This is a genomic window from Streptomyces sp. ITFR-6, assembly GCF_031844725.1.
GTDB lineage: Bacteria > Actinomycetota > Actinomycetes > Streptomycetales > Streptomycetaceae > Streptomyces.
The window spans coordinates 7,469,749-7,495,347 of record NZ_CP134612.1 but is presented as its reverse complement, the minus strand read 5'-3'; the positions used below and the strand labels follow the sequence as shown (position 1 = coordinate 7,495,347).

Here is a 25,599-nt window from a genome sequence, read left to right as displayed (position 1 = left end):
ACGGTGATGCGGGGGCGCTACCGGTTGCTGGCCAGTTGCCGTCACCGCGCGGGTGCGGGCCTGCGGACGAGTCCGAGGACATGGGCGCGCAGTTCGGCGAAGGCGGGCATCAGTTTGGTGGCCAGCTGCTCGCGTTCGGCACCCAGGTCCACGGGCACGATCTCGCTGACGGTGGTGGGGGCGCCGGACAGGACGACGACGCGGTCGGCGAGGTACACGGCCTCGTCCATGTCGTGGGTCACCAGGACGACGGTCATGCCGCGTTGCCGTTGCAGACGAAGGGTGAGGTCCTCAAGGTCTGCGCGTCGACGGAGGCGAAGGGTTCGTCCATGACCAGCACCCGGGGAGCACAGGCGAGGGCGCGGGCGATGGCGGCGCGCTGCTGCATGCCACCGGACATCTGCCAGGGGTAGAGCCGCCCGGCGTCGGCGAGCCCGACGGCGGACAATGCCTCCCCGGCCGCGGCCAACCGTTCCGCCACGCGGGTACCCCGGCGACGCAGGGGAAGCTGGATGTTGTCGAGGACGCTCATCCAGGGCAGCAGCGAGCGGGAGTAGTCCTGGAAGACGAGGGCGAGTCCCTCCGGCGGGGCGTGTACGGGGGCACCGGCGAGCCTGACCTCCCCGGAGTCCGGGGCGAGCAGCCCGGCCAGACAGCGCAGCAGAGTGGTCTTGCCCGCACCCGAGGGGCCGACGACGGTGACGAACTCACGGTCGTGGACGTCGAAGTGGATGCCGCCGAGCACCTGCCGGACCGTGTTGCCGCTGCCGTAGGACTTCGCTATGCCGTGCACTTCGAGGAGCGGGACCGCCCGCTCCGGGCCGGAAGCGCCCTGGGGGTGGCCGGTGGCGGGGTGGGTTGCGGGTGCGGTCATGACGGGGTGTCTCCTTGTCCGGCGGCGCGCTGCCCGGTGTACCAGCGCAGCAGACGTGATTCGAGGGCGCGGAAGGCGAGGTTGCTCGCGTAGCCGAGGATGCCGAGCAGCAGGAGCGAGGCCCACATCTCGGTTATGTCGAAAGTGCGTTGGGACTGGAGCTGCAGGTAGCCGATGCCGTGGGTGGAGGCGGTGTACTCGCTGGCGACGATGAGGACCACGCCGAGGGCGACGCTGACCCGGGCGCCGGCCAGGATCTGGGGGGCGGCACCGGGCAGGACGAGGGCGACGGGGACGAGGGCGATGCCGGGGACCGCGCGCAGGAACTCCAGGACCGGCCGAGTGGCGTCGTACAGCCGCCCGGCGCGGCCGAGGAGCAGTCCGAGGGCGATGCCGAGGAGTCCGGCGAGCAGGAGACCGGCGAGGAGGTTGAGGACGCTGGGCAGGGCGTCGGAACCGAGCCGGTCGAAGAGCCACAGTTCCTTGAAGGCCCGCAGGATTCTGAGCAGCGAGGGGAGGAAGAAGGAGTGGTGTCGCACGCTGACCACCCAGAGGACGGCGACCAGCAGGGCAGGCAGCCACAGTTCGTGGGCGGCGGCCCTCAGCAGCCGTGGGACGCGGTTCATCCTCGGGCCCCCTTTCGTTGAGCGGGCGCCCAGGGCAGGGCGAGGCGTTCCGCGGTCAGCAGGAGGCTGTTGAGGGCGACGCCAAGCAGCCCGGCGACGAGCAGCAGCGCGAACATGCGGTCGACGGCCCCGGCCTGCTGGGCGCGGGAGAGTTCGTTGCCGATGCCGGGGGCGGCGCCGAGGTACTCGCCGGCCGTGGTGAGCATGAGGGCGAGGACGGCGCAGTTGCGCACCCCGGTCACCAGGAAGGGGAGAGCGGACGGCAGGACGAGGCGGCGCACCCGCTGGTGGGCGGGCAGCCGGAAGGTGCGGAAGGTGTCGGCGGCCACCGGGTCCACGTGCCGCACCCCGTCGATGGTCGCTGTCAGCAGCGGCCAGAGCGCTCCGGAGACGACGAGGACGAGTTTCATCGTCATCGTCGAGCCGAGCGTGAGCAGCAGCACCGGGCACAGGGCGACGGCGGGGATGGCGCGCAGGAAGTCGGTGAGCAGCCGGGTGCTGCGGGTCAGGAACCGTGAGGTTCCGATGAGCAGTCCGGCGGGCACGCCGATGGCCGTGCACAGCAGCAGTCCGGCGCACCAGCCGAGTGCGGTCTGCCCCAGGGCGTGCCAGAAGCCGCCGCTGCCGGCGATCGTGCGCAGCGCGGAGGCGGTGGCGCTCGCGGTTGGTACGGAGCTCTGCGGCAGCAGTCCCTGGCGTACGGCCAGTTCCCAGGTGAGCAGGGCGGCGACGGCGAAGCCGAGCTGGCTGAGGGGCCTGCCGTACGGGCGCGGGGCGCGGCCGGGCCGGTGTGAGGTGGACCGGGCGGCGGGGACGCCGGGCTGAGCGAGAGCCTGAGACGGAGTGGTGGTCATGCGGTGCCCTTCAGCTCAGCAGCTTGTCGACGTCGACGGGCTCGGAGAGGAACCGATAACGCTCCATGAGGTCGACCCACACCTTGAGCGAGGAGCGGGGGGCGGAGGCGTCGAACACGGGAAGTTTCATCGTGGAGATGAAATTCTTGGGCAGCGGGCTGATCGAGGGCAGCACCTTGCGCACCTCCGCGGGGTGGGTGGCGGCATAGGCGATGCCCTTGTCGAGTGCGCGCCTGAATCCGCGCACGATCTCCGGGTTCTTCCTCGCGAAGACGGACGAGGTGGCCACAGCCATCTGCATGCCGTGCGGGGCTGCCTCGACTCCGGGGGACATCATGCGGACGGCGCCCTGGGCGAGGGCGGGCGTATCGAAGGGCGAGATCGTGCTCATGGCGTCGATGCGTCCCTTGACGAGCGCGGCCGTCATGTCGGACAGCGGCATCTCCAGGATCTTGACCCTGTCGCTGTCGGCCCCGGCCAGGTCGAGCGCGGCGCGCAGCGCGACCTCTCCGCCGCCCTTGAGCTGGCCGACGGCGATGGTGCGCCCGTTGAGGTCGGCGGGCTCCTTGACCGGCCCGTTCTTCATGACCAGGAGTGCGCCGCTGTCGTCCTCGGGCCTGGGCGCGGCCTTGCTGACCCCGCCGATCACGTGGACGGGCAGCCCTTTCGCGTAGGCGGAGACCACTCCGGCGGTCTCGCAGAGGGCGAACTGGTCGGTGCCGTTGATGAGGTTGGTGAGCAGGGCGCCGGCGCTCGTCGCGTCGGCCCGTGCGTCGATGCCCTCGTCCCGGAACCAGCCTCTGTCGACGGCGAGGGTGAAGGCGGCCGCGTCGACGACCGGGATGTGCCCGACGTGTACGACGGCGAGCCCGTCGTGCCGGCTGAGTTCCCGTGCGGGCCCGCAGCTCACGAGAGCGCTGAGGGCGAGGACGGTCGAGGCGGCGGCGAGGACGCGGTGGCGCGGCCGGCGTCCGCTCCGGGTGGGCCGCCGGTGCGGGGTGGGAGGTATGAGGGGTGGCGGGAAGTCCATGGGGTGGTCCTTCGATCGACGCCGGCCGCCTTCCGGACCCCGGCAGGACCGGAGGCGGGAGAGGAGGTACGAGGAAGTCGGGAGGGGAGTTCCGACAGACAGAGCGTGCTGTGCGGGCCTCGGGAGTGGCAATGACGAGAACTCGGTATTCCGGATGACCGGGCACGGACGGCCGTGTGTATCCGGCGTGAACGGATCGTCTCGCCCATGTGTCCCCGGCGATGCTGCCGATGACCTGGCAAGAGGGGTGCGTACGGCGGTGCGGTGCGGCGCGCCCGGGACGGGGTGGGGGCGCGGCTGTGTCCACCCCTTGTTCCGTCACAGGAACTGGTCATCTTCGGGGAGCGGAAATCGGGGACACTGGAGGCGGCGGGATCGCGGGGCGGTAAGCCGCGCCACCTGCCCGGGTCACTCCTCCAGGAGGCCCGAGCGGATGGCGTGCGCGGTGGCCTCGGCCCGGCCGGAGACGCCGATCTTGCGGTAGAGGTTGCTGATGTGGCGGCCCACCGTCTCGATGCTGATGAACAGTTCGGAGGCGATGGCCCGGCTCGTCGCGCCGGAGGCGATGAGCCGCAGTACCTGGACCTCGCGTCCGGTCAGTCCGTCGGGATGGCGTCTGCGGCGTTCCCTGCGCGGGCCGGGCGAGCCCTTCGCGGAGAGCAGCGGCGGCACTTCGGTGAGGACGTCGCCCACGGTCAGCTCGGCCCCTTCGGCGCACAGCCGCTCGAAGAGGGGGCGGGGCAGGTTCCACTCGACGCTGCTCAGGTCGATCGCGCGGGCCGGGAACTCGACCCAGCCGTCCAGAGTGAGCTGGGAGCGCACCGCCCGGGACAGACCCACAAGTCTCGCGGCGCAGGAGGTTTCGCCGAGGTCGTCGAGGCAGGCCGCGAGCCCTTCGAGACACCAGACGTAGCGCGGTCTGGCCCCGATACCCTCGACAAGCCGCAGGCTGTCGAGGTGATGCCCGGCGGCCTGCGCCGCCTCCCCCGGGTGAGCCGGACGTCGGCCAGCAGGTTGAGGAAGACCGAGGCGTTCCAGTCGTCGCCGTTGCGCTGCGCGAGACCGAGCCCTTCGCTGAGCAGCGCGACGGCCTGCACATCGTGTCCCTCCTCGTGCAGCATCCTCCCCAGCTGCTGGTGCGGGACGTGGGTCCAGGTGCTCTCGCCGAGTTCCCGGAAGCCCCGCACGGCCTCGTCCAGCGCGGTTCTGGCGAGTGCGCGGTGCGTCTCGGTGGTGGCGGCGGACGCTCCGAGCAGGCTCCGTGCGCGCGCCGCCCACCAGCGGTCCCCGGCTGCGTCGAGGACGCCGATGGCCTCCCGGTACAGGGGCCCGGCGCGGTCGAAGCCGTGCGCCTCGAACTCGGCCGCGGCCAGGTCGACCAGGGTCCGGGCCCGCGCGGTCGTCTCCCCGGCCTCCTGCCACCCGTCGGCGCACTCCTGGAGCGCGGGCAGCGCGTGGGCGTAGGAGCTGGACGCCCCGGTGAGCACGGCGTGAGCCTCGCGCGCCCACAGCCGGGCGGCGCCGTCCCCCTCGGCCGGCAGCGCGAGCACCTCGTCGAGCAGGCCGATGCCCTCCCGCAGCCGGCCCCGGGCGAGCCAGGGGCCGCGCAGGGCGGCTGCCAGGTCGAGGGCACGGCCGTCGGCGGAGTCGATGAGGAACCGGAGTGCCGCCCGCACGTCGGGCAGTTCCTCCTTGACCCGGCGGGCCCAGTTCTCGGCTGCCACGCCGTGCTCCTCGTGCCCGTCGAGGACCCGTCCGCCGAAATGGCGGGCGTGTGCGCGGCGCAGGGCCTGGGCGGTCTGCGCTCCGGCATCGTCGCGCAGCAGCCGACGCGCGTACTCGCGTACGACGCCGGGCATCCGGAAGGCGATGCCGGAGCTGCCGTCGGCGGAGGGAGCGGGGTGCAGCATCCCGTGGGCGACGAGCTCGCTGATGCCTTCCCACCGCGTCTCGTCCGTCTCCTCCTCCGCGGGGACATCGGCGAGGACGTCGGCGACCGCGGCGTACGCGAAACGGTCCTCGAACACGCTGAGGCGGGCGAGGAGTTGCTGAGCCGCCCGGGAGAGTGCGGTGACGCTGTCGTCCATGACCCGGCCCAGGCTGCGGTGCCGGTCGGGCAGATCGACGGCGCCTTTCATGCTGAGGGCCCAGCCCTCGCGCAGCCGCGCGAGGAGCGCCTCCGCGGGCAGGGTGGCGAGCTGCCGGGCCGCGATGATCAGCGCGAGCGGGTGCCCTTCGAGCAGGCGGCAGATCGCTGTGACCGTCTGCTCGTGCGTGTCGAGCCCGCCCTCGTACGCGACTCGGCGTGCGTGCCACAGGAAGAGCTCGCGGGCGGCGGCCCCGTCCGTGACGTCGAGCGGGCGGACGCGGAACAGATGCTCGTCGGTGAGCCTGCCGGCCGCGCGGCTCGTCGCCAGCACCGTGAGCCGGGGATGCTCGGCCAGGAGGGTGCCGAGGGCAGGCGCGAGCGGCAGTACGGCCTCCAGGTTCTTGGCGAGCAGCAGGTGCGGGGCCGCGCCCTCCGCCGGGTCGGCGGGGAGTGCGTCGGTGAGGAGGGCGAGCGCCGCCTCGGGTCCGGAGGCCCCGGCGAGCTCCACGACACGGATCTCCGTGCCGCCCCGCCCCAACTCCTCGCACACCTGCCGCGCGAGCCGGCTCTTGCCGACCCCGCCGATCCCGACGAGCGTCAGCAGCCGCACCTCGGGATCCTCCAGGAGCCGCACCACCGGAGCGACGTCTTCACCACGACCACCAGCACCGTTCATCTCACCAGGTCCGCTCACAGGCTCCCCGTCATCGAGGCCCCAAGGCTCCGAGCAGGCACTCTCGCCTGTCAAGACTCAGTGACCTACGTCATCTCCCGCCCGCTCCAGGACGTGCAGCGGTGCCGCGGTGGCCGAGGCGACCCGCTCGGGTGTGACGCCGGGGGCCGTTTCGATCAGGACCAGCCCGCGGTCGGTGACGTCGAGGACGGCGAGGTCGGTGATGACGCGGTGGACACAGCGCCGGCCGGTCAGCGGAAGCGTGCATTCCGCAACGATTTTCGGGGAGCCGTCCTTGGCGGTGTGCTCCATCAGCACGATGACGCGGCGGGCACCGTGAACGAGGTCCATCGCGCCGCCCATCCCCTTCACCATCTTGCCGGGGATCATCCAGTTCGCGAGGTCGCCGCCGGCGGAGACCTGCATGGCGCCGAGGACGGCGGTGTCGATGTGGCCGCCTCGGATCATGCCGAACGACAGCGCGGAGTCGAAGTAGGCCGCACCCGGAAGGACGGTGACCGTTTCCTTGCCCGCGTTGATGAGGTCGGGGTCGACCTGGTCGTCGGCCGGGTAGGGGCCGGTGCCCAGGATGCCGTTCTCGGACTGGAGCACCACATGCACGCCTTCGGGTACGAAGCCGGGCACCAGGGTGGGCAGTCCGATGCCGAGGTTGACGTAGTCGCCGTCGTGCAGCTCGGCCGCGGCTCGGGCGGCCATTTCGTTCCTGGTCCAGGTCATCAGCGGGCCACCGCCTCTCGCGCCGGAGGCGCGGAGACCGTGCGCCGTTCGATCTGTTTGTCGCCGGCCTGTCGCGGGGTGAGGGCGACGACGCGCTGGACGAAGACGCCGGGCAGGTGGATCTCGTCCGGGTTCAGGGTTCCCGGGTCGACCAGCTCCTCGACCTCGGCGATGGTCACGCGGCCCGCCATGGCGGCCAGGGGGTTGAAGTTGCGGGCGGACTTGTCGAAGACGAGGTTGCCGTGCCGGTCCCCCCGGGCCGCCCGTACCAGGGCGTAGTCGCAGGTGATGGCCTCTTCGAGGACGAAGTGGCGCTTGTCGAAGGTGCGGGTCTCCTTGGCCGGCGAGGCGACGGCGACGCCGCCGTCGGCGTGGTGACGCCAGGGGATCCCGCCGTCGGCGAGGGGGGTACCCACACCGGCGGGGGTGTAGAAGGCGGGTATGCCGTGCCCTCCTGCTCGCAGGCGTTCGGCCAGGGTGCCCTGTGGTACGAGCTCGACCTCCAGTTCTCCGTTGAGGTACTGACGGGCGAACTCCTTGTTCTCTCCCACGTACGAGCCGGTCACCCGGGCGATGCGGCCCGCGCCCAGCAGGATGCCCAGACCGTGCTCGTCGGTGCCGCAGTTGTTGGACACCACGCTCAGGTCCGCGGCGCCCTGGTCGTAGAGGGCGGAGATCAGTGTCGCGGGGATGCCGCACAGACCGAATCCGCCCACGGCGAGCGAGGTGCCGTCCCTGATGTCGGCCACGGCCCGCGCCGCGGAGGCTGCTGTCTTGTCCATGGAGTCCTTGTGTTCTTTCTGTCTGGGCGGCCCGAACGCCGCGCGATGTCCGGGCCGCGCGGCAGCGGTGGCGGGGCGCGTCTACTCCACGGCCATGAGCGGTTCGGGAGCGGGACTGACCGCGCCGGGGGACATCGGGTGGTGCAGTTGCTCGCTCAGCTGGCCGATCAGCTCGCGGAGCTCCTTGCCGGTGGACGCGGCCCCGAAGAGGTAGAAGTCGGGCCGGACGATCGCGGCGACGTGGCCGTGCTCGCGCATGTGGGGCAGGAAGCCGGCGGCTGTGTCGAGGTACCCGTCGGCGGGTGCGTCCTCGCTGTACAGGGGCGCGATGGTGGCCCTGATGCCGGTGAGGAAGTCCCGTTCGGCGTCGCTGAGTGCCTCGGCCGGCCGGTGGCCGTCGGTCAGGACGGTGAAACCGCCACCGGTGAGGGTGTCCAGCAAGGCGGTCCGTCCCTGATGGGTGACCTCGTACTGGGGGGTGAGGTGGCCGACGTTCCCGGCTCGTTCACCGTCCGGCGTCTGCCGCAGGACGCCGTCGCCCAGGACCGGCGGCGGGGGTGCGGGCAGCGCGTACCTGGGGTCGGCGCCGGTGGCGATCATGCGGGCGTCGCGTTCGGCCGCCTCTTCGGGGTCGAGGACGCAGATGACCTGGCCAAGAGCCATGGACATGCCGATGGCGTGCTGGACGTGGTCGCTGCGTTCGCTGGTGTAGGTGTCGAGCAGGCCGGGCCGGGCCCGGCCGGCGAGGACCAGGTCGAGTTTCCACGCCAGGTTCATCGCGTCCCGGATGCCCGAGCACATTCCCTGGCCCGCGAACGGAGGCATCTGGTGGGCGGCGTCGCCGGCCAGCAGCAGTCGCCCTTCGCGCCACCGGTCGACCCACCGTGCCTGGAAGGTGTAGACCGTGTGGCGCTCGATCGTCGTGTTCCGCTCGGTACGCCCCCACGGTTCGAGCAGCTTCCAGGCCGTTTCGAGGGTGTTTAGCTCCTCCACACTCTCGTGCGGAAGGCGCAGGAACTCCCAACGGCGCCTTCCGGGACCGCCGGAGACGATGGTCGTGGGCCGTGCGGGGTCGCACAGCTGCCAGTTCATCGGCGACCACGTCGCCTGCTCATGGGGCCGGGTGTCGATGATGAGCCAGTCGTAGAAGAAGCCCAGATCGGTGACGGTGGTGGCCATACGGGAACGGACGAAGCTGTTCGCGCCGTCGGCGCCGATCACGTACCGGGCACGTACCTCCCCCGGGCCGCACGGCCCGGACGTGGTCAAGTGGACGAGGCCTTCTGCCTCCCGCAGATCCGTGATCTCGCAGCCACGGACAACCGTGACCGAGGGAAGGTCTTCCGCCGCTTTCGCCAGTACGGCTTCGAGGTCGGGCTGCGAGAAGAAGCTGGCGGTGGGCCAGCCGGAGGGCCCGGTGCCGGACCAGTCGATGCGCACCAGGGCCTCGCCCTCCTGGTTGCGCCACTCGTAGTGGTCGGGGACCGGGTCGGTGACGGCGCGCACCGCCTCGCCGACACCGGCGGCCTGGAAGATCCGGCCGATCTCGTCGTCGAAGTGCACGGCGCGGGGAAGTTCGTAGGGCTTGGGCCATCGTTCGAGCGCGATGACATCGTGTCCGGCGCGTCCCAGCAACAGGGCCAGCATCTGTCCGACGGGGCCGAAGCCCACGATCGCGACATCGTGCACGGGGGCGGTGGATTCCTGGTTCATGGGGTTACCTCGACTCGCTGTGGGTGCCGGTCATCAGCGCGGCGAGATCCTCTGGGTCGAGGAAGGACGGAGGCGGCGGAGGGCCCCAGTTGAACAGTCCCTTGGCCCCCTCCAGGACCTCGGGCGTCCACAGCTGGTCGTCGACGATGCAGTCCATGTCGGAGTAGTACTCGCTGAAGTTGCCGGCCGGATCCTTGAGATACCAGAAGAAGTTGGAACCGGCGTGGTGGCGGCCCAGCCCCCAGATGTGACGCTCGGGGTGGTCCTCCAGCATGGCGGTGGCACCCCGGCCGACCTCGTCGATGTCGTCGACCTGCCAGGACGAGTGGTGCAGGAAGGCGACCGGCGCGGCCAGGACCAGGATGTTGTGGTGGTCGGTGGAGCAGCGCAGGAACGCCCCGTGGCCCTTGATGTAGTCCGAGGCCTTGAAGCCGAGGCCGTCGCGGAAGAACGCGGTCGTGGCCTCGAAGTCGGTCGTCCCGATGACGGCGTGGCCGAGCTTGCGCGGCCGTACCCGGTCGGTGCGCAGGATGCCGGGTGCGCGGGTTCCGGGGCGCTCGGTGCGGCCGGGTCCGTTGTAGACGGTGGCCGTGACCGGGTCCTGGACGAGCCGAGGGGTGACTTCGAGGACGGCGCGTACACCGGTGGGCTTGTCGTAGGCGGTCAGCGTGGTGCCCGCCAGTTCGCGTGCCGTTCCGAGGCGGTTCAGGCGGGAGGCGGCTGCCGCCAGGTCGTCGGGCGTGTCCACGCCGATGCGTACCTCGATCAGGCGACGGGTCGGCGCGTGAACGATCCGCAACTGGCGTCCGGCGTCCCGGGTGCTGAACCAGCCGTCGCCGCCGGGGGTGAGCCCGAAGTCGGTGTAGTACGCGGCGGTCTGCGCCACGTTGGGGACCCCCATGGTGAGGGAGGTCAGTCGGTGCAGTGCCATGAGAGGGACTCCCTTGTCCGTCGGTCCGGCCGGTCAGCCGACGAAGGTCTGCCGGAGTTCGCCGATGCCCTCGATCGTGGAGACGAGTTCGTCCCCGGGAGCCAGGAAGCGCTGCGGGTCACGCCCCAGGCCGACGCCGGCGGGGGTGCCGGTGAAGATCACGTCTCCGGGCAGCAGCGGCAGTACCGCGGACAGACCGGCGATCAGAGCCGTCAGGGAGAAGATCAGGTCACGGGTGCGGCCCTTCTGGACCTCCTCGCCGTTGATCGCGCACCGCAGTTCGAGGTCGTCGGGGTTGTCGAACTCGTCCGGGGTGACCAGCCACGGTCCGATGGGAGCGAAACCGGGGTAGGACTTGCCGAGACTGAACTGCGGAGCGGGCCCGGCGAGCTGCACGACACGTTCGGAGATGTCCTGACCGACGGCGAGTCCCGCGATGTGGCTCCACGCGTCCGCCTCTGTGACCTTCTCGGCGCGGGCGCCGATGACGGCGACGAGTTCGACCTCCCAGTCCGTGTGGCCGCCCGGCGGCAGGGCAACCTTCGTGACCGGGCCGCTGATGCTGGTGACGTACTTGGTGAACACCGGCGGCAGGCCGTCAGGAGCGACGAAACCGGACTCGGCGGCATGATCGCGGTAGTTCAGCCCGATCGCCAGCGTCTGGCGGGGCGCCGGCACGGGAGACCCCAGGTCCGAGGCTTCGAAGGGGACACCGGCCGACAGACCGGCGCCGTCGGCCCACGCCCGGAATTCGTCCCAGCGCTCGTAAACGGCCTGGGGGTCGGCGGCGAAGACGCCTCCGCTGGCCCGCTCGACGTCGATCGCACGGTCCTCGGCGATCAGGACCAGGCGGCCGGAGAGGTTGGCGATACGCATGGATGCACTCCTGACAAGGGAAGCGAAGGTCCCTGGGCGGTGATGGGCTGTGACGTCCGGCGGAGGGACCACGGAGCAGCCGGTCCGGATGAGTAGGGGCCCGCCAGTGACGAAGGAGCCCTTGCCTCACCCGCCGGGTATTCAGCATGATGATTACCTTGATGTTGCGTCGGCGTCACCCGCGACGTCAAGAGTTTCAGCGATAACCTTCATGATGAATATGACGAACCACTGGGAGAAGTCTTGACGGCCACACCGGACAGCGCGCGGGGAGCGCGACAGCGCACCCCCGCCCACAACGGCTCCGCCCCGCACTCCTCCCCCGGCCCGGTCGTCGGGGCCGGGCCCTCGCAGGCGTCCCGGAAGCCCGGGAGCACGTCCCGGGGTCCGTCGTCCGGCCGCGCCGAAGGGGCGGCCGAGCACGTCGCGGCCCTGGTCGGCGCGGCCGAGCCAGGGGCGCGGCTGGGGACCAAAGAAGAGTTGCGCAGCCAGTGCGGCGTATCGGTGGGGACGTTCAACGAGGCGCTGCGCCTGCTGCAGTCCCGCGGACTGGTCACCGTCAAGCCGGGACCCGGCGGCGGCCTGTTCAGCGCCGAACAGTCCCCCATGGTCCGGCTGGGGAACTCGGTCCTCGCCCTCGACGCGCAGCAGAGTGACGTCGCCAACGCCGTACGGATCCGGGACGCCCTCGACCCTCTGCTGATCGAGGACGCCCTGTGGCACGCTTCGCCCGCCGACATCTCCGGCCTCAAGGACCACATCGCGGCCATGGAGACGGCCGTGGGCACCGCTGACCCTGTGGCGTTCGTGCACGCGAACTGGCGGCTGCACGCCGCTATCGCGGCGATCAGCCCGAACGCCCTGCTCAGCTCCCTGTACTCCAACCTGCTGGACCTCATCGAGGCCCATACGCTGACGGTGCTGCCGGCCAGCGAGGAACCGCTGGACCACTACATCGCTCACCGCCACGAGCTCCACCGCGATCTCGTCGATGCCCTCGAACGGCGCGACCGCGAGGCGGCGCTCCGGCTGATCCGTGAGCACAACACCAGTCTCCAGTCCGAGGAGCCCGCCCCAGAGCGCTGACCCCTCGGTGTGGAGGCTGGTCGTCAGACGGCCGTCCACTTCTGGTCGGGGCCACCGTTGCAGTCCCACAGAACCAGCTGGGTGCCGTCGGTGGTGGAGACCGCCGGGTCGTCGAGGCACCGTCCAGATGCCGGGTTCCGGTAGCCGCCGTCGTAGGCCTGCCAGACCTGGTTGGTTCCGCCGTCGCAGTCCCAGAGCTCCACCGGGGTGCCATTGGCGGTGCCGGAGCCCGTGGCGTCCAGGCACTTGCCCAGTGCGCGTAGCGTTCCGCCGGATCCCGCGGTCCACCACTGCGCCTCGGTGTTGTTGCAGGACCACAGCTGGACCGCGGTGCCGTTCGCGGAACCGCCGCCGTTGACGTCCATGCACTTGTCGGCGAGCGCGGATCTCACCTGACCGCCGGTGCCGACGGGTTCGCCGATCCAGCCGGCGGCGTCGGCGGCCTGGATGCCTCTGTTGAAGGCGTCGGCCATCTTGCGGTAGCCGGCGTCATTGGGGTGCAGCCCGTCGGACAGGTCACCGGTGGTCAGGCCGCCCATGTCGACGTAGCGGACATGCCGGCCGGCCGCCTGCTTCGCCTGGACCATCCCCGGGATCCGCTGGTTGTACGCACCCCTGTTCGCCTCGATCGTGGGGTCCGTGGAGACGGTCAGGGACGCGACCAGCACGGTCGCGTCCGGCGCGTCGGCCATCACCTGGTCGATGAGGGAGTCCAGCCGGTCCGGTGCGGTGGGCACCTGGTAGTCCTGCCCCAGGTCGTTGGTGCCGATCATCAGGGTCACGACGTTGGGCCGGTAGCGGGACAACGAGGCGTCCGCGATGGAGGCGATCTCGTCGATGCGCCAGCCGGAGTGGCCTTCGTTGTCGGGGTCCGTCATGGAGCCTGCCCGGGACGTGCCGACGAAGTCCAACGAGTAGCCCTTGGCGCTCAACTCGTCCCAGAGCGGGCCTCGATAGCCGTTTCCGGTGCTGCTCCCGAGGCCGTCGGTGATCGAGTCACCCAGGGGCATGACGCGTAAGGCGGAGGCCGCCGCGACGGACTGCCGGCCCGGTGCCTCGGCCCGCTCGGCCGCCGTGGCGGGCAGCGTGCCGCCCCAGAGCAGCCCGGTGGCGGTGGCCAGCATCAGGCCGAGATTTGCGATGGATCTCTTCTTCATCACCAAGTCCTCATCGGGTGGAGTGTGAATGTCTCGGGGGGCCCTCAGCCGGCGGCGGCGTTGAGGAGATCGAGAGCGCTCTGCTGGCAGCCGTAGTCGCCGGCGCCGTCGCCGCCGCTCCAGTGCGGGCCGTACTGGTCGAGCGCGTTGCGGTCGTGGTCGTAGGCACTGTCCGCCCAACGGGTGAGGGCCGGGGCATAGGGGTGGTCGGACAGCCGGCGGTTGAGCGCGCCGAGGCCGCGTACGTAGGCGCCCTTGAAGCTCGGGCCGTCCCCCGTGCAGCTGTCGCCCTCGCCGGGTTCGCGCAGGACGCCGTCCGTCTCGAGCCGGGTGGTGGAGGAGTCGGCCAGTTCGCGCGCCGTCGTCAGGAGACCGTCGTCACCGGTGGCCGTGTGGAACTCGGTCAACGCGCCCAGAATGACGCCCTGGTTGTAGGTCCAGGTGGGCTGGCCGTTATTGGCGCAGCCATCGGTGAGACCGTCGTTGATCATGCGGTCACCGTTGATCATGCCGCTGTTCCGGAACCAGTCCCACTCGCTCTTCGCCCGGTCCAGATACGCGCTGTCGCCGGGGATACGGTTGTGCAGGGCGGAGTTGAGCTGGAGGTACAGCTCGTTGGTGACGGCGTTCTTGTAGTTGCCGTCCGTGCTCCAGCGGACCCCGCCACCACAGGTGTCGTTCCAGTTCGCGTTCATGTGGTCCGCGTCGGCCCGCGCCGTCTCCAGATAGCGGCTGTCGCCGGTCACGTCGTACGCGTCGATCCAGGCCAGCCCCCACCACCCGGTGTCGTCGAGATACTCGTTCCGGAACTGCCCTCCCTGCGCGTCGATGTTCTTGTCGTACGTCTCGGCAATGGCGTAGGTGTAGCTGCCCATGCCACTGATCCGGCTGTTGTCGATCACCGCCGTCAGCGCGTTCGCCGCCGTCCACCAGCCGTTTCCGCCGAAGAGCTTGCTGCTCCGGTCGAACGACATCATCAACCCGGTGGCAGCCGCGGTACTGCGGCTGCCCGCGTTCCAGGTCGTCCGCGCCCAGGGCGTACACGCGATCCCTCCCCCGGCCGGCTGCCCGCAGGCCCGAAGAGCCCCCACCCCCTCGGTGTTCCAGTCGTCCACGTTGTACATCTGGGTACGCCAGCCCTGCCCGCCATCGGGCACGGCGGTATCACCGAGACGGCTGCCCGAGCCCCACGTCCGGCCCCCGTCCATCGAACGGTCCAGCCAGACCTGGTCGCCGGAGCCGCCGCCGTCGATGGACGCCCAGCCCATCGCGGCTGCATCGTCGAAGTGCAGCTCGATCGACCTCCCGGCAGCCGAGGCGGTGACCGCGACACGATCCTGGGTGCTCAGCGCCGGATCCCGCGCATCGCAGTACGTATTGCACACGGCCGCCGAGTCCGATGCCGCGGCAGCCGTCGGCACCCCGGCAGAGAAGGAGGACAGCGTCGCCATAAGCACGAACAGAGCTGACGTGGTGGACCTCTGTGACTTCATGAAACGGACTCCCATACTTCTCGGTCACGGCCGGAAGACGCTCCACCGTTGAAGGAGAGCGCTCTCCAGCCTGTACGTCGGACGGCCCGGGACGCAGGAGCGCCGCGGTCTCAGGAGGGCAGGCTCCACTTCTGGTTGTCCCCGCCGTGGCAGTCCCAGATCTCCAGTTGGGTGCCGTCGGCGGTGCTCGCGTCGGGTACGTCGAGACAGCGGCCGGACTGGGGGTTGACCAGTGCGCCGGTCGAGGCGGTGTAACTCCATTTCTGGTTGCTGCCGCCGCTGCAGTCCCACAGCTCGACCGGCGTGCCGTTGGCAGCTCCGCCGCTACCCGTGACCTCCACACGCTTGCCCAGCACCTGGAGGGATCCGTCCACGGCCACCGTGACGCGCTGAGCGGTGGAGTCGTTGCAGGTCCAGAGCTGGATCTTGTTGCCGTTCGCTGCCGAACCGGAGTCGTCGTCCAGGCACTTGTCACCGATCGCCGACCTCACCGCACCGGAGGGCGCTACGGGCGGCCCCGGGGGCCTGGCTCCGCCATCGCCTCCGTACGACGGCGGCGCGGAGGACGCGGCGGTGGCCCATTCGGTGTTGGCGCCGGTGCCCAGGTCGAGGTCGAGCGTCCCGCCTCCGGTCGCGAAGCCGGCCGGCAGGTAGGCGTTGTTCCAGTCGGCGCCGTCGCGGGTGGCGCTCTGTACGTAGGGGGCGTTGCCGGCCGCCTTCGGAGCGTTGACGACCATGTGCCGGCCGTTGCCCAGCGTCACGTCCACATGGGTGAACAGCGGGCTGCCCAGAGCGAGATCGGAGGTTCCGGGGGTCTCGGGATAGAAGCCCATCGCGGACCAGACGTACCAGGCGCTCATCGTGCCCAGGTCGTCGTTTCCGACGCCCCACTTCGCCGGGTCGTTCGGCCACAGCTTGTCCTGGACCTCGCGGACGATCTCCTGCGTCTTCCAGGGCTGCCCCACGTAGTCGTACTCCCACGGCAGCTCGATGGACGGTTCGTTGCCCAGGTCCGCGTGCGATCCGCCGGATCCGTTGAACTCGGACAGCACACTGTCCAGGTAGTCCACGTACTCGCTGTTGCCGCCCATGGCGTCCGCCAGCCCGCGGATGTTGTGCGGCACCGCCCCGGTGTACTGCCAGGACGTCCCCTCGACGAACTGGTCACTGCTGCTCGGGTCGAACTCCGGCTTCCAGGAGCCATCCAGCCGCTTGGGCTGCATGAAGCCGCTGGAGGCGTTGAAGGCGTTCTTCCAGTCCTGCGCACGGTTGGCGAACTGCGACTGAGTGGTGGTGTCCCCCAGCGCGCCCACGAAGGCAGAGGTGGCGAAGTCCTGTGCGCTGTACTCCAGGAGTGTGGCGACGGAACCGTAGAAGTCCCGTGGGTAGGAGCCGTCGGACGGCAGATAGCCGTACTTGGTCTGCAGGTCCAGGCCCATCCGGATCGGGTTGGTGGTCGTGCCCTCCTTGATCATGTCCGCCTTGGCCGCCGCGGTGTCGAAGTCGCGTGCGCCGAAGGCGTAGTAGTCGGCAATGATCGCCGGGCCGGGGTCGCCGTTCATCACCTGGGTCTCGGCCGAGTTGAGCGACCACTTCGGGAAGAACCCGGCCTGCTCGTAGTCGTTCACCAGGGACTGGGCGCTGTCGCCGGCCTGCTCCGGTGCGACCAGGGCTTCCAGCTGTGCCTGAGTGCGGTAGATGTCCCACCCGGAGTAGGTGCCGTACTGGGCCTTCTGGCCTCCGGACAACCTATGGACCTTCTTGTCGAAGCCCCAGTACTTCCCGTCGCTGTCGCTGAGCAGATTCGGGTGCAGCAGCGAGTGGTAGAGCGAGGTGTAGAAGACTTGCCTCTGGTCGGACGAGCCGCCGGTGACAGCGATCCTGCCGAGCACGTCGTTCCACGCGTCGTGTGCGGCGGTCCGGGTTGCGGTGAAGTCCCAGTCCGGGTTCTCCGCCTCGCGGTTGGCCGTGGCTCCCGCGACCGAGACATACGACAGGCCCACCTTGGCCTGCACCGTGCGGTTGCCGGTCGTGTCGAAGGTGAGCGAATCGCCCCCGTCGAAGGTGCCGCTCGCGGTGATCGGCCGGTCGAAGACCATGTCGAAGTACGCGGTGTACGACGGGGCCGAGGCGCAGAAGAGGCCGGCGTCCACGGAGCCGCTGACCTCGGTGCTGCTCACTTTGTCGAAGTGCAGGTTGGTGGCCTTGTCGGCGTTCAGCTTGAACAGGAGATTGGCCTGTGTGGTCGCCGGGAACGTGAAGCGCGCCATGCCGGAGCGCGCGGTCGTGGTCAGCTCGGTGCTGACCCCGTTGTCGAGGTCGACCGAGTACGCGCCGGCGCTCGCCGTCTCGTTGCTGTGCGAGAAGCCGACGGTCTCGTTTCCGTCGACGCCGCCAGTGGTGGGCAGGACCGGGATGTCGCCCATCGCACCGCAGCCGGGACCGGAGATGTGGTTGAGACTGAACCCGGTGACAACGTTGTCAGAATACGCGTAGTTACCGCCGGGCGGATGGGAGTCCGTGTCGGGGCTCCACGAGACCATGCCGAACGGCATGTCGGCTCCGGGGAAGGTATTGCCCCCGTTGGAGGTGCCCAGCAGCGGATTGACCAGGGAGGCGGGGTCGGTCACCTCGGCCGGCGTGGCGGCGTGCGCGACAGTGGTCGGCGCGGCGAGTCCCACAGAGAGCAGACAGGTCGCGAGGAAGGTGCGCCATCTTTTCATCGTTGCGGCTCCAGGTACGGACAGCACGGCTGTCACCGGACCGGTGGGGTGAATCCCCGAAAGCAAAAGGCAGGGCCGCGACACTTGTCAACGCAATCGACCGAAATCGCGAACAGAGACCAACAAACGTCGGAGCAGAGGCTGTTGAGCATCCGGACCGGAGAGCCGTGGCTCGCGGACGCCTTCCGATTGACCCGACGACATGTCCAGACCGTTGACGCGGTCATGTCGACTGGTTAGCTTCAGAGAGCGCTCTCCCTGGTCACCCACGCACACCCTCACATCCCGGCCAGAGCTCTCGGGAGCGCCTCGGAAGCCCCCATGAAGCCTCGGCCGGGGTGGATTGGCCACAGAAAGACAACGTTGTCAGGCACCATGCGCAGCACAGTTCCGGACCGCCCGCGCCGGCAGACGCCTTGGTCGCCGCCCTGTTCACGTCCGCCTGCCGGTCGGGGACGGGGGTCCGGAGACGAACGCCGCACCGCGTTGGCCGAAGTTCTCCCGGAAGAAGGATGTCGATGATGAAACGGCTACGGAGACTTGCCCCCTTATGGGTGCTGACCCTTCTCGCCGCCGTGCTGGCGGTGAGTGCCGCCCCGCACAGGCTGCGACCACGTCCATCACTGTGGACGGAGCCCAGAGCGGCCGGACCTTCGACGGTATCGGCGCGATCAGCGGCGGTGGCGGCAACTCCCGTCTACTGACGGACTGTCCGGCGGCCCAGTGGTCCCAGATCCTGGACTACATGTTCAAGCCGGGGTACGGCGCCAACCTCCAGCTGCTCAAACTGGAGATCGGCGGCGACGCGAACTCCACCGACGGATCGGAGCCGTCGATCGAGCACTCTCGCGGCACCATCAACTGCGATGCCGGCTACGAGTTCTGGCTGGCCGAGCAGGCCAAGGCCCGTAACCCCGACATCGGTCCGTACGGGCTGGCCTGGGCCGCGCCCGGCTGGATCGACGGCGGGTTCTGGTCCACCGACACCATCAACTACCTGGTCTCCTGGCTGGACTGCGCCAAGCAGCACAACCTGGACATCAAGTACCTGGGCGGCTGGAACGAGCGCGGCCACGACGTCGACTGGTTCATCCAGCTGCGTTCCGCGCTGGACGACGCCGGCTATTCAGGCGTCCAGCTCGTCGCGGACGACAGCGGCTGGGGCGTCGCCGACGACATGGCGAACAACCAGGCGTCCAACGACGCCGTCTCGATCATCGGCGCGCACTACTCCTGCAACGGAGGTGACGGGGGCGACGCCAGGACCTGCTCCAGCAGCACGGCGGCGAAGGACAACGGCAAGCCGCTGTGGGACAGCGAGAACGGCTCCCAGGACATGGACACCGGCGCCCCCGCACTGATCAGAGCGATCACCCGCGGCTACACCGACGCGAGGATGACCAGCTATTTCAACTGGCCTCTGCTGGCCGCGATCTACCCGAATCTGCCGTACAACACGGTCGGCCTCGCGACCGCGAATTCGCCCTGGTCGGGCAACTACCGGATCGGCGCGAGCACCTGGGCCACCGCCCAGGTCACCCAGTTCACCGAGCCCGGATGGAAGTTCATCGACTCGGCCTCGGGCTACCTGGGCGGCGACGAGAACAACGGCACGTACGTCACCGTCAAGTCGGACACCGGTTCCGACTACTCCACGATCCTGGAGACGACGACGTCCACCGGGCCCCAGACAGCGGACTTCACCGTCCGGGGCGGCCTGTCGGCCGGCACCGTGCACGTGTGGGCGACCAACGTCAACAACCCCAGTGACGCGACGTCCTTCATCCACACCCAGGACATCACTCCGGTCAACGGCTCCTACTCACTCACGATGGAGCCGGGCTACGTCTACACGGTCAGCACCCTCGGCGGTCAGGGCAAGGGCACCGCGACGGCCCCGGCCGCGCACCCGCTCGCGCTGCCGTACAGCGACGACTTCGACGGCTACGAGGACAGCACCCAGGCCAAGTACATGTCCGATATGCAGGGCTCGTTCGAGGTCCAGCCCTGTGCGGCCGGCCGGGCGGGCAAGTGCGTGCAGCAGATGGCTCCGGTCAAGCCGATCGAGTGGCAGGACGACTCCGACTCGTACACCTTGACCGGAGATCCGAGCTGGTCCAACTACACCGTCAGCTCGGACGTGTTCCTGCGCGGCGCCGGCACGACCGAACTACTGGGCCGCACCAACACCCAGCTGCGTCCGCAGTCGCACATGAACGCCTACTACCTCCGCATCCGTGACACCGGCCAGTGGTGGATCGAGAAGATGCAGACGGACGGCTCGAACCACACCCTGGCCACCGGCACCACCACCGCCCTGGGAACGGGCAAGTGGCACAACCTGTCACTCACCTTCCAGGGCTCACAGATCACCGCCGAGCTGGACGGCACCCCGTTCGGGTCGGTCAGCGACGCCTCCTTCCAGACCGGCCAGGCGGGCCTGGGTATCCAGGGCTACCGCACCGACCAGTTCGACAACCTGTCCATCACCCCCGGCACGGGCAGTCCCCCCACGGGCGGCACGGGACAGGTCAGCTCGGTCCTCAACGGCGACAAGTGCCTGGACGACTTCACCGGGTCGACCACCGCGGGCGCCGTCGTGGACATCTGGGACTGCAACGGCTCCGCGAACCAGCAGTGGCACGTGAGCAACGGGGCCCTCGTCAACCCCCAGTCGGGCCGCTGCCTCGACACCCCCGCCCGCAACACGGCCAACGGCACCCAGCTCGACATCTGGGACTGCGACAACGGACCGAACCAGAAATGGAACATCCCTTCCTGATCCACCGGTGAGCCGGGCCGGGCGGGTGCGGGAGACCGCACCCGCCCGGCCGGTGAACCGATCCGCCTGGGCGGATAGCATGTCCGCGTCTCGTCTCATTACTCATTGCTGAGGAGCGAGTGGTGTGCCGGGAAGCCTGGTCGGCGACGTCACAGTCGTGCGCCCGGAAAGGCTTGCCGTGCCCATCGCTTCTCGTGTCCGCCGGTCCGGCGTGCGACTCGTCGTCGACAGGGCCGCACCCCGTGTGCCGCGCGAGCCGATCCCTCGGTGCCCTGTGGGCGCCCGGCTTCGGTCCGCCCGGCAGCTTCGACTGGATGAGAGTTCAGAGATGTCCCCGCAGCGCCCCTCGTCGCCTCCCGCCATACCCCAGGACTCCGTGATCCAGCAGGTGCTCGCCTGCTTCGATGCCTATGCCCGGGTCCACGGGACGCGCGACAGCATCCTGCCGGCCTCCCGGGTCACGCCCAGGGAGGAGCAGCGGGCCTTCGACGAACTCCGGCACGCCATCGAGCGGCTCCGCGACACCACAGAAGAGGACTGACCGTCCGGGGACGGTGACGGAGGTACGGGGCGCCCGGACCGCCGTGCTCAGCGCGCCCCGTACACCGGTTGCGGTGTCACGGCGGCCGCGAGCAGTTCCGCCGCGGCCGCCCCCGCCTCGGCCGGGGTCCAGCGGGCGCGCTTGTCGGCGGTGGGGCCGGGCCGCCACCCCTCCATCACGGTGATCCGCCCGGCCTCGGCCTCGAAGACCCGGCCGCTGACCCCGGCGCACGCCTCGGAGCCCAGCCAGACGACGAGCGGCGAGACGTTCTCCGGGGCCATCGCGTCGAACCCTCCCCCGGCCGGCGCCGCCATGGTCTCGGCGAAGGTCTCCTCGGTCATCCTGGTCCGGGCGGCCGGGGCGATCGCGTTGACCTGCACCCCGTAGCGGCCCATCTCGGCGGCGGCCACCAGGGTCAGGGCGATGATCCCGGCCTTGGCGGCGGAGTAGCTGCCCTGGCCCACGCTGCCCAGCAGCCCTGCTCCGGAACCGGTGTTGACGACCCTCGCCGCCGGCACCCGCCCCGCCTTCGCCTCGGCGCGCCAGTGCGCCGCCGCGTGCTTGAGCGGCAGGAAGTGGCCCCTGAGGTGGACGCGGGTCACCGCGTCCCAGTCGTCCTCCTCCAGGTTCACCAGCATCCGGTCGCGGAGGAATCCGGCGTTGTTGACCAGGGTGTCGAGGCGGCCGAAGGAGTCGAGGGCGGTCGCGACGAGCGAGGCCGCGCCGTCCGCGGTGGCTATGTCCCCGTGGTGCGCGACGGCCTCGCCGCCGGCCGCGCGGATCTCCTCGACGACCTGCTGGGCGGGGCCGGCGGCCGTACCGGAGCCGTCGGGTCCCACGCCGAGGTCGTTGACGACGACCTGCCCGCCCTCGGCGGCGAAGGCCAGGGCGTGGGCCCGGCCGAGACCGCGGCCGGCGCCGGTGACGACGGCGACGCGACCGGCGCACAGGGCTGTCGATGAGGTCATGACGAGTGTCCTTTCGAGGGGCGAGGAGCGGAGAACGAGGCGGCGGGAGCACCGAGTGGACCGAGTGGACCGACGCTCTCCCGGGGGGTCCGTATCACTGCTACGTTGAATCTAACAAACGTTTGGTGGAAAGGTAGCTGATCTACTCATGGGTGTCTCCACCTCCGCCCCTCAAGAGGGCGTCGCCGTCGTCACCGTGGACTTCCCTCCGGTCAACGCCCTTCCCGTACAGGGCTGGTACGACCTCGCCGCCGCCGTGCGCGCCGCCGGGGCGGACCGGGACGTCCGCTGTGTGGTGCTCAGCGCCGAAGGCCGCGGGTTCAACGCGGGCGTGGACATCAAGGAGATGCAGCGCACGGACGGTCCGGAGGCGTTGATCGGCGCCAACCGGGGCTGCTTCGAGGCGTTCGCGGCGGTCTACGAGTGCGAGGTGCCCGTGGTCGCCGCCGTACACGGCTTCTGCCTCGGCGGCGGTATCGGCCTGGTGGGCAACGCGGACGCGATCGTGGCCAGCGACGACGCGACCTTCGGACTGCCGGAGCTGGACCGGGGCGCGCTCGGCGCGGCCACGCATCTGGCCCGGCTGGTTCCGCAGCACCTGATGCGGACCCTGTACTACACCTCGCGCACCGTCACGGCCCAGGAGCTGCACGGTCACGGCTCGGTGTGGAGCGTCGTCCCGCGCGCCGAGCTGCCCCGGGCCGCCGCGGAGCTGGCCCGGGAGATCGCGGCCAAGGACGGATACCTGATCCGGCTCGCCAAGGCGGCCATCAACGGCATCGACCCGGTCGACGTACGCCGCAGCTACCGCTTCGAGCAGGGCTTCACCTTCGAGGCCAACCTCAGTGGCGTCGCCGACCGCGTGCGCGACACCTTCGGCACGGACAAGGAGCAGCAGACGTGACACAGGACAAGACGATGACGGCCGACGACGTCGTCGGCCGGCTGGAGAGCGGGATGACGGTCGGCATCGGCGGCTGGGGCTCGCGCCGCAAGCCGATGGCCCTGGTCAGGGCGGTGCTGCGGTCTGACGTCACCGATCTGACCGTGGTGTCGTACGGCGGGCCCGATGTCGGGCTGCTCGCCGCCGCGGGACGGATCCGCAAGCTGGTCGCGGCGTTCGGGACGCTCGACTCGATACCGCTGGAGCCGCACTTCACCGCGGCGCGGCAGCGCGGCGCGTTCGAGATGGTCGAGCTCGACGAGGCGATGATGATGTGGGGGCTGACGGCGGGCGCGCAGCGGCTGCCGTTCATGCCGGTGCGGGCCGGTCTGGGCTCCGACCTGATGAAGGTCAACCCGGGTCTGCGTACGGTCACTTCGCCGTACGAGGACGGGGAGAAGCTGGTCGCCGCGCCGGCCCTGCGCCTGGACGCCGCCCTGGTCCACCTCAACCGGGCGGACGTCCAGGGCAACGGCCAGTACCTGGGACCCGATCCGTACTTCGACGACCTGTTCTGCGAGTCGGCGGACCACAGTTACGTCTCCTGCGAACGGATCGTCGAGACGGCGGATCTGCTCAAGGAGCACGGGCCGCAGACGCTGCTGGTCAAGCGGCTGTTCGTGGACGGGGTCGTCGAGACGCCGAACGGCGCGCACTTCACCTCCTGCGTGCCCGACCACGACCGGGACGAGAGCTTCCAGCGCGTCTATGTCCGGGCCGCCCGCGACCCCGAGGCCTGGCCCGCCTTCGTCGAACGGTTCCTGTCGGGGGACGAGGCCGCCTATCAGGCCGCCGTCACCGCGTTCCACCAGGAGGAAGCATGAGCGGCACCGAGTCCACCGGCATCGCGGCGGCGAGCCGTGCGGAGTACTGCGTGGTGGCGTGCGCCGAGGCGTGGCGGGACGCCGGCGAGATCCTCGCCAGTCCGATGGGCACGGTCCCGGCCGTCGGGGCGCGGCTGGCCAGGCTGACCTTCTCGCCCGATCTGCTGCTGACCGACGGGGAGGCGCTGCTGACGGGCGACACCCCCGCGCTGGGGGCGCGGGCCGCGAGCATCGAGGGCTGGCTGCCGTTCCGTCAGCACCTGACGCTCACCGCGACCGGCCGCCGGCACGTGATGATGGGTGCCAGCCAGATCGACCGGCACGGCAACCAGAACATCTCCTGCATCGGCCCGTGGGACAGGCCCGTGCGGCAGCTGCTCGGGGTCCGCGGTGCCCCGGTCAACACCCTGAACAACCCGACGAGTTACTGGGTGCCGAAGCACTCGTCCCGGGTGTTCGTGGAGCACGTGGACATGGTCAGCGGGGTCGGATACGAGCGGGCGGCGGCGGCCGGTCCCTCCGCGACCCGCTACCACCGGATCCCCGAAGTCGTCTCCAATCTGGGCGTCTTCGACTTCGAGACCCCCGACCGCACCATGCGGCTGCGCTCGCTGCACCCCGGGGTGAGCGTCGAGGACGTCACCGGGGCCACCGGTTTCGCCCTCACGATCCCCGACCGGGTGCCGCTCACCCGGGACCCGTCCGAGGCTGAACTTCGCCTGATCCGCGAGGTCATCGACCCGAAGGGGCTGCGTGAGCGCGAGGTTCCGGCATGACCGGGCCGGCGCCGCTGCCGACCGCGCTCACCGCACTGACCGGGGTGCGGTATCCCCTCGTGCAGACCGGCATGGGCTGGGTGGCCGGCCCCCGGCTGGTGTCCGCCTCCGCGAACGCTGGGGCGCTCGGCATCCTGGCCTCCGCGACCATGACCGTGGAGCAGCTGCGCGCGGCGGTCCGCGAGGTCAGGTCCCGTACGGACGCGCCGTTCGGCGTCAATCTGCGGGCGGACGCGGGCGACGCGGCCGAGCGGGTACGGATCGTGATCGAGGAGGGTGTGCGGGTGGCGTCGTTCGCGCTCGCCCCGTCGAAGGAGCTGATCGCGCGGCTCAAGGACGCGGGCGTCGTCGTCATCCCGTCGGTGGGCGCGAGGCGGCACGCGGAGAAGGTCGCCGCGTGGGGCGCCGACGCGGTGATGGTGCAGGGCGGCGAGGGCGGCGGCCACACGGGCGACGTGGCCACCACCGTGCTGCTCCCCCAGGTCGTGGACGCCGTGGACATCCCGGTCATCGCGGCGGGCGGCTTCCACGACGGCCGCGGCCTGGTCGCCGCGCTGGCCTACGGGGCGGCCGGCATCGGGATGGGCACCCGCTTCCTGCTCACCTCCGACAGCACCGTCCCGGCGGCGGTGAAGGCGAAGTACCTGGCCGCCACCGTCAAGGACGTCACGGTCACCGACCGGGTCGACGGAATGCCGCACCGCATGCTGCGCACGGAGATGGTCGACTTTCTTGAGCGTTCGGGCCGGGCCGCCGCACTGCTGGGGGCGGTACGGCACGCCTCTGCCTTCCGGAAGGAGACCGGTTCGAGCTGGCGCGGACTGATCCGCGACGGACTGGCGATGAAACACGGCAGGGAACTGGCGTGGAGCCAGGTGCTGCTGGCAGCCAACACGCCGATGCTGCTCAAGGCCTCGATGGTCGAGGGCCGTACCGATATCGGGGTGATGGCCTCCGGGCAGGTGGCCGGCCTGATCGAGGATCTGCCGTCCTGCGCGGAGCTGGTCGAGCGGATCATGTCAGAGGCGCTGGCCGTACTGAAGTCGCTGCCGGGGGCGGAACAGAGCCCCTGACGTACGCGAATGGAGGACGTGGCGCCGGAAAAGTCTGAACCAGGCCG

Annotated in this window: 21 protein-coding genes and 1 pseudogene; 7 read left to right on the top strand and 15 right to left on the bottom strand. The window is 70.3% G+C overall.

The features are described 5' to 3' along the window. Window positions 1-41: 41 nt before the first annotated feature. From RLT59_RS34005 to RLT59_RS33955, 11 genes and pseudogenes are all read right to left on the bottom strand, one after another. Window positions 42-874: pseudogene (locus RLT59_RS34005) on the bottom strand (ABC transporter ATP-binding protein). After that, window positions 871-1,500, bottom strand: a complete 630-nt coding sequence (locus RLT59_RS34000) for an ABC transporter permease (protein WP_311306943.1) — start codon at window positions 1,498-1,500, stop codon at window positions 871-873. The pseudogene RLT59_RS34005 and the gene RLT59_RS34000 overlap by 4 nt, the downstream one beginning before the upstream one ends. Then, window positions 1,497-2,354, bottom strand: a complete 858-nt coding sequence (locus tag RLT59_RS33995) for an ABC transporter permease (RefSeq protein ID WP_311306942.1) — start codon at window positions 2,352-2,354, stop codon at window positions 1,497-1,499. The genes RLT59_RS34000 and RLT59_RS33995 overlap by 4 nt, the downstream gene beginning before the upstream one ends. Window positions 2,355-2,364: 10 nt before the next feature. After that, window positions 2,365-3,384 carry an ABC transporter substrate-binding protein gene (locus RLT59_RS33990; RefSeq protein WP_311306941.1) on the bottom strand — a complete coding sequence of 340 codons (1,020 nt, stop codon included), beginning with the start codon at window positions 3,382-3,384 and terminating at the stop codon, window positions 2,365-2,367. A 408-nt stretch (window positions 3,385-3,792) separates the two neighbouring features. After that, window positions 3,793-4,206: a helix-turn-helix domain-containing protein gene (locus tag RLT59_RS33985; protein WP_311306940.1), complete on the bottom strand. Its 414-nt coding sequence runs from the start codon at window positions 4,204-4,206 to the stop codon at window positions 3,793-3,795. Next, window positions 4,146-6,167 (bottom strand): ATP-binding protein, encoded by a 2,022-nt coding sequence (locus tag RLT59_RS33980; RefSeq protein WP_311306939.1) that lies wholly within the window; start codon window positions 6,165-6,167, stop codon window positions 4,146-4,148. Before RLT59_RS33980 ends, RLT59_RS33985 begins: the two co-directional genes overlap by 61 nt. A 57-nt stretch (window positions 6,168-6,224) precedes the next feature. Continuing rightward, complete coding sequence (locus RLT59_RS33975) at window positions 6,225-6,884, bottom strand: CoA transferase subunit B (RefSeq protein ID WP_311306938.1); 660 nt, start codon at window positions 6,882-6,884, stop codon at window positions 6,225-6,227. Next, a complete protein-coding gene (locus RLT59_RS33970) occupies window positions 6,884-7,666 on the bottom strand; it encodes a CoA transferase subunit A (protein ID WP_311306937.1) in 783 nt (260 codons plus the stop codon). Before RLT59_RS33970 ends, RLT59_RS33975 begins: the two co-directional genes overlap by 1 nt. Window positions 7,667-7,747: 81 nt before the next feature. Further along, a complete protein-coding gene (locus RLT59_RS33965; RefSeq protein WP_311306936.1) occupies window positions 7,748-9,379 on the bottom strand; it encodes a bifunctional 3-(3-hydroxy-phenyl)propionate/3-hydroxycinnamic acid hydroxylase MhpA in 1,632 nt (543 codons plus the stop codon). Window positions 9,380-9,383: 4 nt separating this feature from the next. Continuing rightward, window positions 9,384-10,310, bottom strand: coding sequence for a VOC family protein (locus RLT59_RS33960; protein WP_311306935.1), 927 nt, complete (start codon window positions 10,308-10,310; stop codon window positions 9,384-9,386). A 33-nt stretch (window positions 10,311-10,343) separates the two neighbouring features. Beyond that, window positions 10,344-11,186 carry a fumarylacetoacetate hydrolase family protein gene (locus RLT59_RS33955; RefSeq protein ID WP_311306934.1) on the bottom strand — a complete coding sequence of 281 codons (843 nt, stop codon included), beginning with the start codon at window positions 11,184-11,186 and terminating at the stop codon, window positions 10,344-10,346. Window positions 11,187-11,429: 243 nt separating this feature from the next. Between RLT59_RS33955 and RLT59_RS33950 the strand changes: the two genes are divergently transcribed. Next, window positions 11,430-12,272, top strand: coding sequence for a FadR/GntR family transcriptional regulator (locus tag RLT59_RS33950; protein ID WP_311306933.1), 843 nt, complete (start codon window positions 11,430-11,432; stop codon window positions 12,270-12,272). Window positions 12,273-12,295: 23 nt separating this feature from the next. Here the strand turns inward: RLT59_RS33950 and RLT59_RS33945 are convergent, their stop codons facing one another. From RLT59_RS33945 to RLT59_RS33935, 3 genes are all read right to left on the bottom strand, one after another. Continuing rightward, on the bottom strand, window positions 12,296-13,429 hold the full coding sequence (locus tag RLT59_RS33945) for a ricin-type beta-trefoil lectin domain protein (RefSeq protein ID WP_311306932.1): 1,134 nt from the start codon (window positions 13,427-13,429) through the stop codon (window positions 12,296-12,298). A 44-nt stretch (window positions 13,430-13,473) separates the two neighbouring features. After that, on the bottom strand, window positions 13,474-14,880 hold the full coding sequence (locus RLT59_RS33940; RefSeq protein WP_311307951.1) for a glycoside hydrolase family 76 protein: 1,407 nt from the start codon (window positions 14,878-14,880) through the stop codon (window positions 13,474-13,476). Between the two features lie 152 nt (window positions 14,881-15,032). After that, window positions 15,033-17,645 (bottom strand): lectin, encoded by a 2,613-nt coding sequence (locus tag RLT59_RS33935; RefSeq protein ID WP_311306931.1) that lies wholly within the window; start codon window positions 17,643-17,645, stop codon window positions 15,033-15,035. 625 nt (window positions 17,646-18,270) lie between these two features. Here RLT59_RS33935 and RLT59_RS33930 point away from each other — a divergent pair. Together RLT59_RS33930 and RLT59_RS33925 are read left to right on the top strand one after the other, a co-directional pair. Then, on the top strand, window positions 18,271-20,427 hold the full coding sequence (locus RLT59_RS33930) for a ricin-type beta-trefoil lectin domain protein (RefSeq protein ID WP_311306930.1): 2,157 nt from the start codon (window positions 18,271-18,273) through the stop codon (window positions 20,425-20,427). Window positions 20,428-20,755: 328 nt separating this feature from the next. Continuing rightward, the gene (locus RLT59_RS33925; protein WP_311306929.1) at window positions 20,756-20,968 is read left to right on the top strand and encodes a hypothetical protein; all 213 of its coding nucleotides are present in this window, start codon (window positions 20,756-20,758) and stop codon (window positions 20,966-20,968) included. A gap of 47 nt (window positions 20,969-21,015) precedes the next feature. On the opposite strand, the gene RLT59_RS33920 is transcribed toward RLT59_RS33925, so the two are convergent. Next, complete coding sequence (locus RLT59_RS33920; RefSeq protein ID WP_311306928.1) at window positions 21,016-21,936, bottom strand: SDR family oxidoreductase; 921 nt, start codon at window positions 21,934-21,936, stop codon at window positions 21,016-21,018. Between the two features lie 148 nt (window positions 21,937-22,084). Here RLT59_RS33920 and RLT59_RS33915 point away from each other — a divergent pair, with 148 nt between their 5' ends. The 4 genes from RLT59_RS33915 to RLT59_RS33900 are packed head-to-tail and all read left to right on the top strand — an operon-like array spanning window position 22,085 to window position 25,552. Beyond that, the gene (locus RLT59_RS33915; RefSeq protein ID WP_311306927.1) at window positions 22,085-22,840 is read left to right on the top strand and encodes an enoyl-CoA hydratase family protein; all 756 of its coding nucleotides are present in this window, start codon (window positions 22,085-22,087) and stop codon (window positions 22,838-22,840) included. Window positions 22,841-22,854: 14 nt separating this feature from the next. Further along, window positions 22,855-23,703, top strand: a complete 849-nt coding sequence (locus RLT59_RS33910) for a CoA transferase subunit A (RefSeq protein ID WP_311307950.1) — start codon at window positions 22,855-22,857, stop codon at window positions 23,701-23,703. Next, the gene (locus tag RLT59_RS33905) at window positions 23,700-24,479 is read left to right on the top strand and encodes a CoA-transferase subunit beta (protein WP_311306926.1); all 780 of its coding nucleotides are present in this window, start codon (window positions 23,700-23,702) and stop codon (window positions 24,477-24,479) included. Before RLT59_RS33910 ends, RLT59_RS33905 begins: the two co-directional genes overlap by 4 nt. Window positions 24,480-24,493: 14 nt before the next feature. Next, window positions 24,494-25,552: an NAD(P)H-dependent flavin oxidoreductase gene (locus RLT59_RS33900; protein WP_399127024.1), complete on the top strand. Its 1,059-nt coding sequence runs from the start codon at window positions 24,494-24,496 to the stop codon at window positions 25,550-25,552. The last annotated feature ends 47 nt before the right edge of the window (window positions 25,553-25,599 follow it).

Excerpts from the sequence above, each read along its gene's own strand:
- RLT59_RS33975 (WP_311306938.1), bottom strand. The coding sequence starts at position 6,884 with ATGACCTGGACCAGGAACGAAATGGCCGCCCGAGCCGCGGCCGAGCTG.
- RLT59_RS33925 (WP_311306929.1), top strand. The coding sequence starts at position 20,756 with ATGTCCCCGCAGCGCCCCTCGTCGCCTCCCGCCATACCCCAGGACTCC.
- RLT59_RS33970 (WP_311306937.1), bottom strand. The coding sequence starts at position 7,666 with ATGGACAAGACAGCAGCCTCCGCGGCGCGGGCCGTGGCCGACATCAGG.
- RLT59_RS33995 (WP_311306942.1), bottom strand. The coding sequence starts at position 2,354 with ATGACCACCACTCCGTCTCAGGCTCTCGCTCAGCCCGGCGTCCCCGCC.
- RLT59_RS33940 (WP_311307951.1), bottom strand. The coding sequence starts at position 14,880 with ATGGCGACGCTGTCCTCCTTCTCTGCCGGGGTGCCGACGGCTGCCGCG.
- RLT59_RS33905 (WP_311306926.1), top strand. The coding sequence starts at position 23,700 with ATGAGCGGCACCGAGTCCACCGGCATCGCGGCGGCGAGCCGTGCGGAG.
- RLT59_RS33945 (WP_311306932.1), bottom strand. The coding sequence starts at position 13,429 with ATGAAGAAGAGATCCATCGCAAATCTCGGCCTGATGCTGGCCACCGCC.
- RLT59_RS33935 (WP_311306931.1), bottom strand. The coding sequence starts at position 17,645 with ATGAAAAGATGGCGCACCTTCCTCGCGACCTGTCTGCTCTCTGTGGGA.
- RLT59_RS33915 (WP_311306927.1), top strand. The coding sequence starts at position 22,085 with ATGGGTGTCTCCACCTCCGCCCCTCAAGAGGGCGTCGCCGTCGTCACC.
- RLT59_RS33990 (WP_311306941.1), bottom strand. The coding sequence starts at position 3,384 with ATGGACTTCCCGCCACCCCTCATACCTCCCACCCCGCACCGGCGGCCC.
- RLT59_RS33920 (WP_311306928.1), bottom strand. The coding sequence starts at position 21,936 with ATGACCTCATCGACAGCCCTGTGCGCCGGTCGCGTCGCCGTCGTCACC.
- RLT59_RS34000 (WP_311306943.1), bottom strand. The coding sequence starts at position 1,500 with ATGAACCGCGTCCCACGGCTGCTGAGGGCCGCCGCCCACGAACTGTGG.
- RLT59_RS33960 (WP_311306935.1), bottom strand. The coding sequence starts at position 10,310 with ATGGCACTGCACCGACTGACCTCCCTCACCATGGGGGTCCCCAACGTG.
- RLT59_RS33965 (WP_311306936.1), bottom strand. The coding sequence starts at position 9,379 with ATGAACCAGGAATCCACCGCCCCCGTGCACGATGTCGCGATCGTGGGC.
- RLT59_RS33955 (WP_311306934.1), bottom strand. The coding sequence starts at position 11,186 with ATGCGTATCGCCAACCTCTCCGGCCGCCTGGTCCTGATCGCCGAGGAC.
- RLT59_RS33910 (WP_311307950.1), top strand. The coding sequence starts at position 22,855 with ATGACGGCCGACGACGTCGTCGGCCGGCTGGAGAGCGGGATGACGGTC.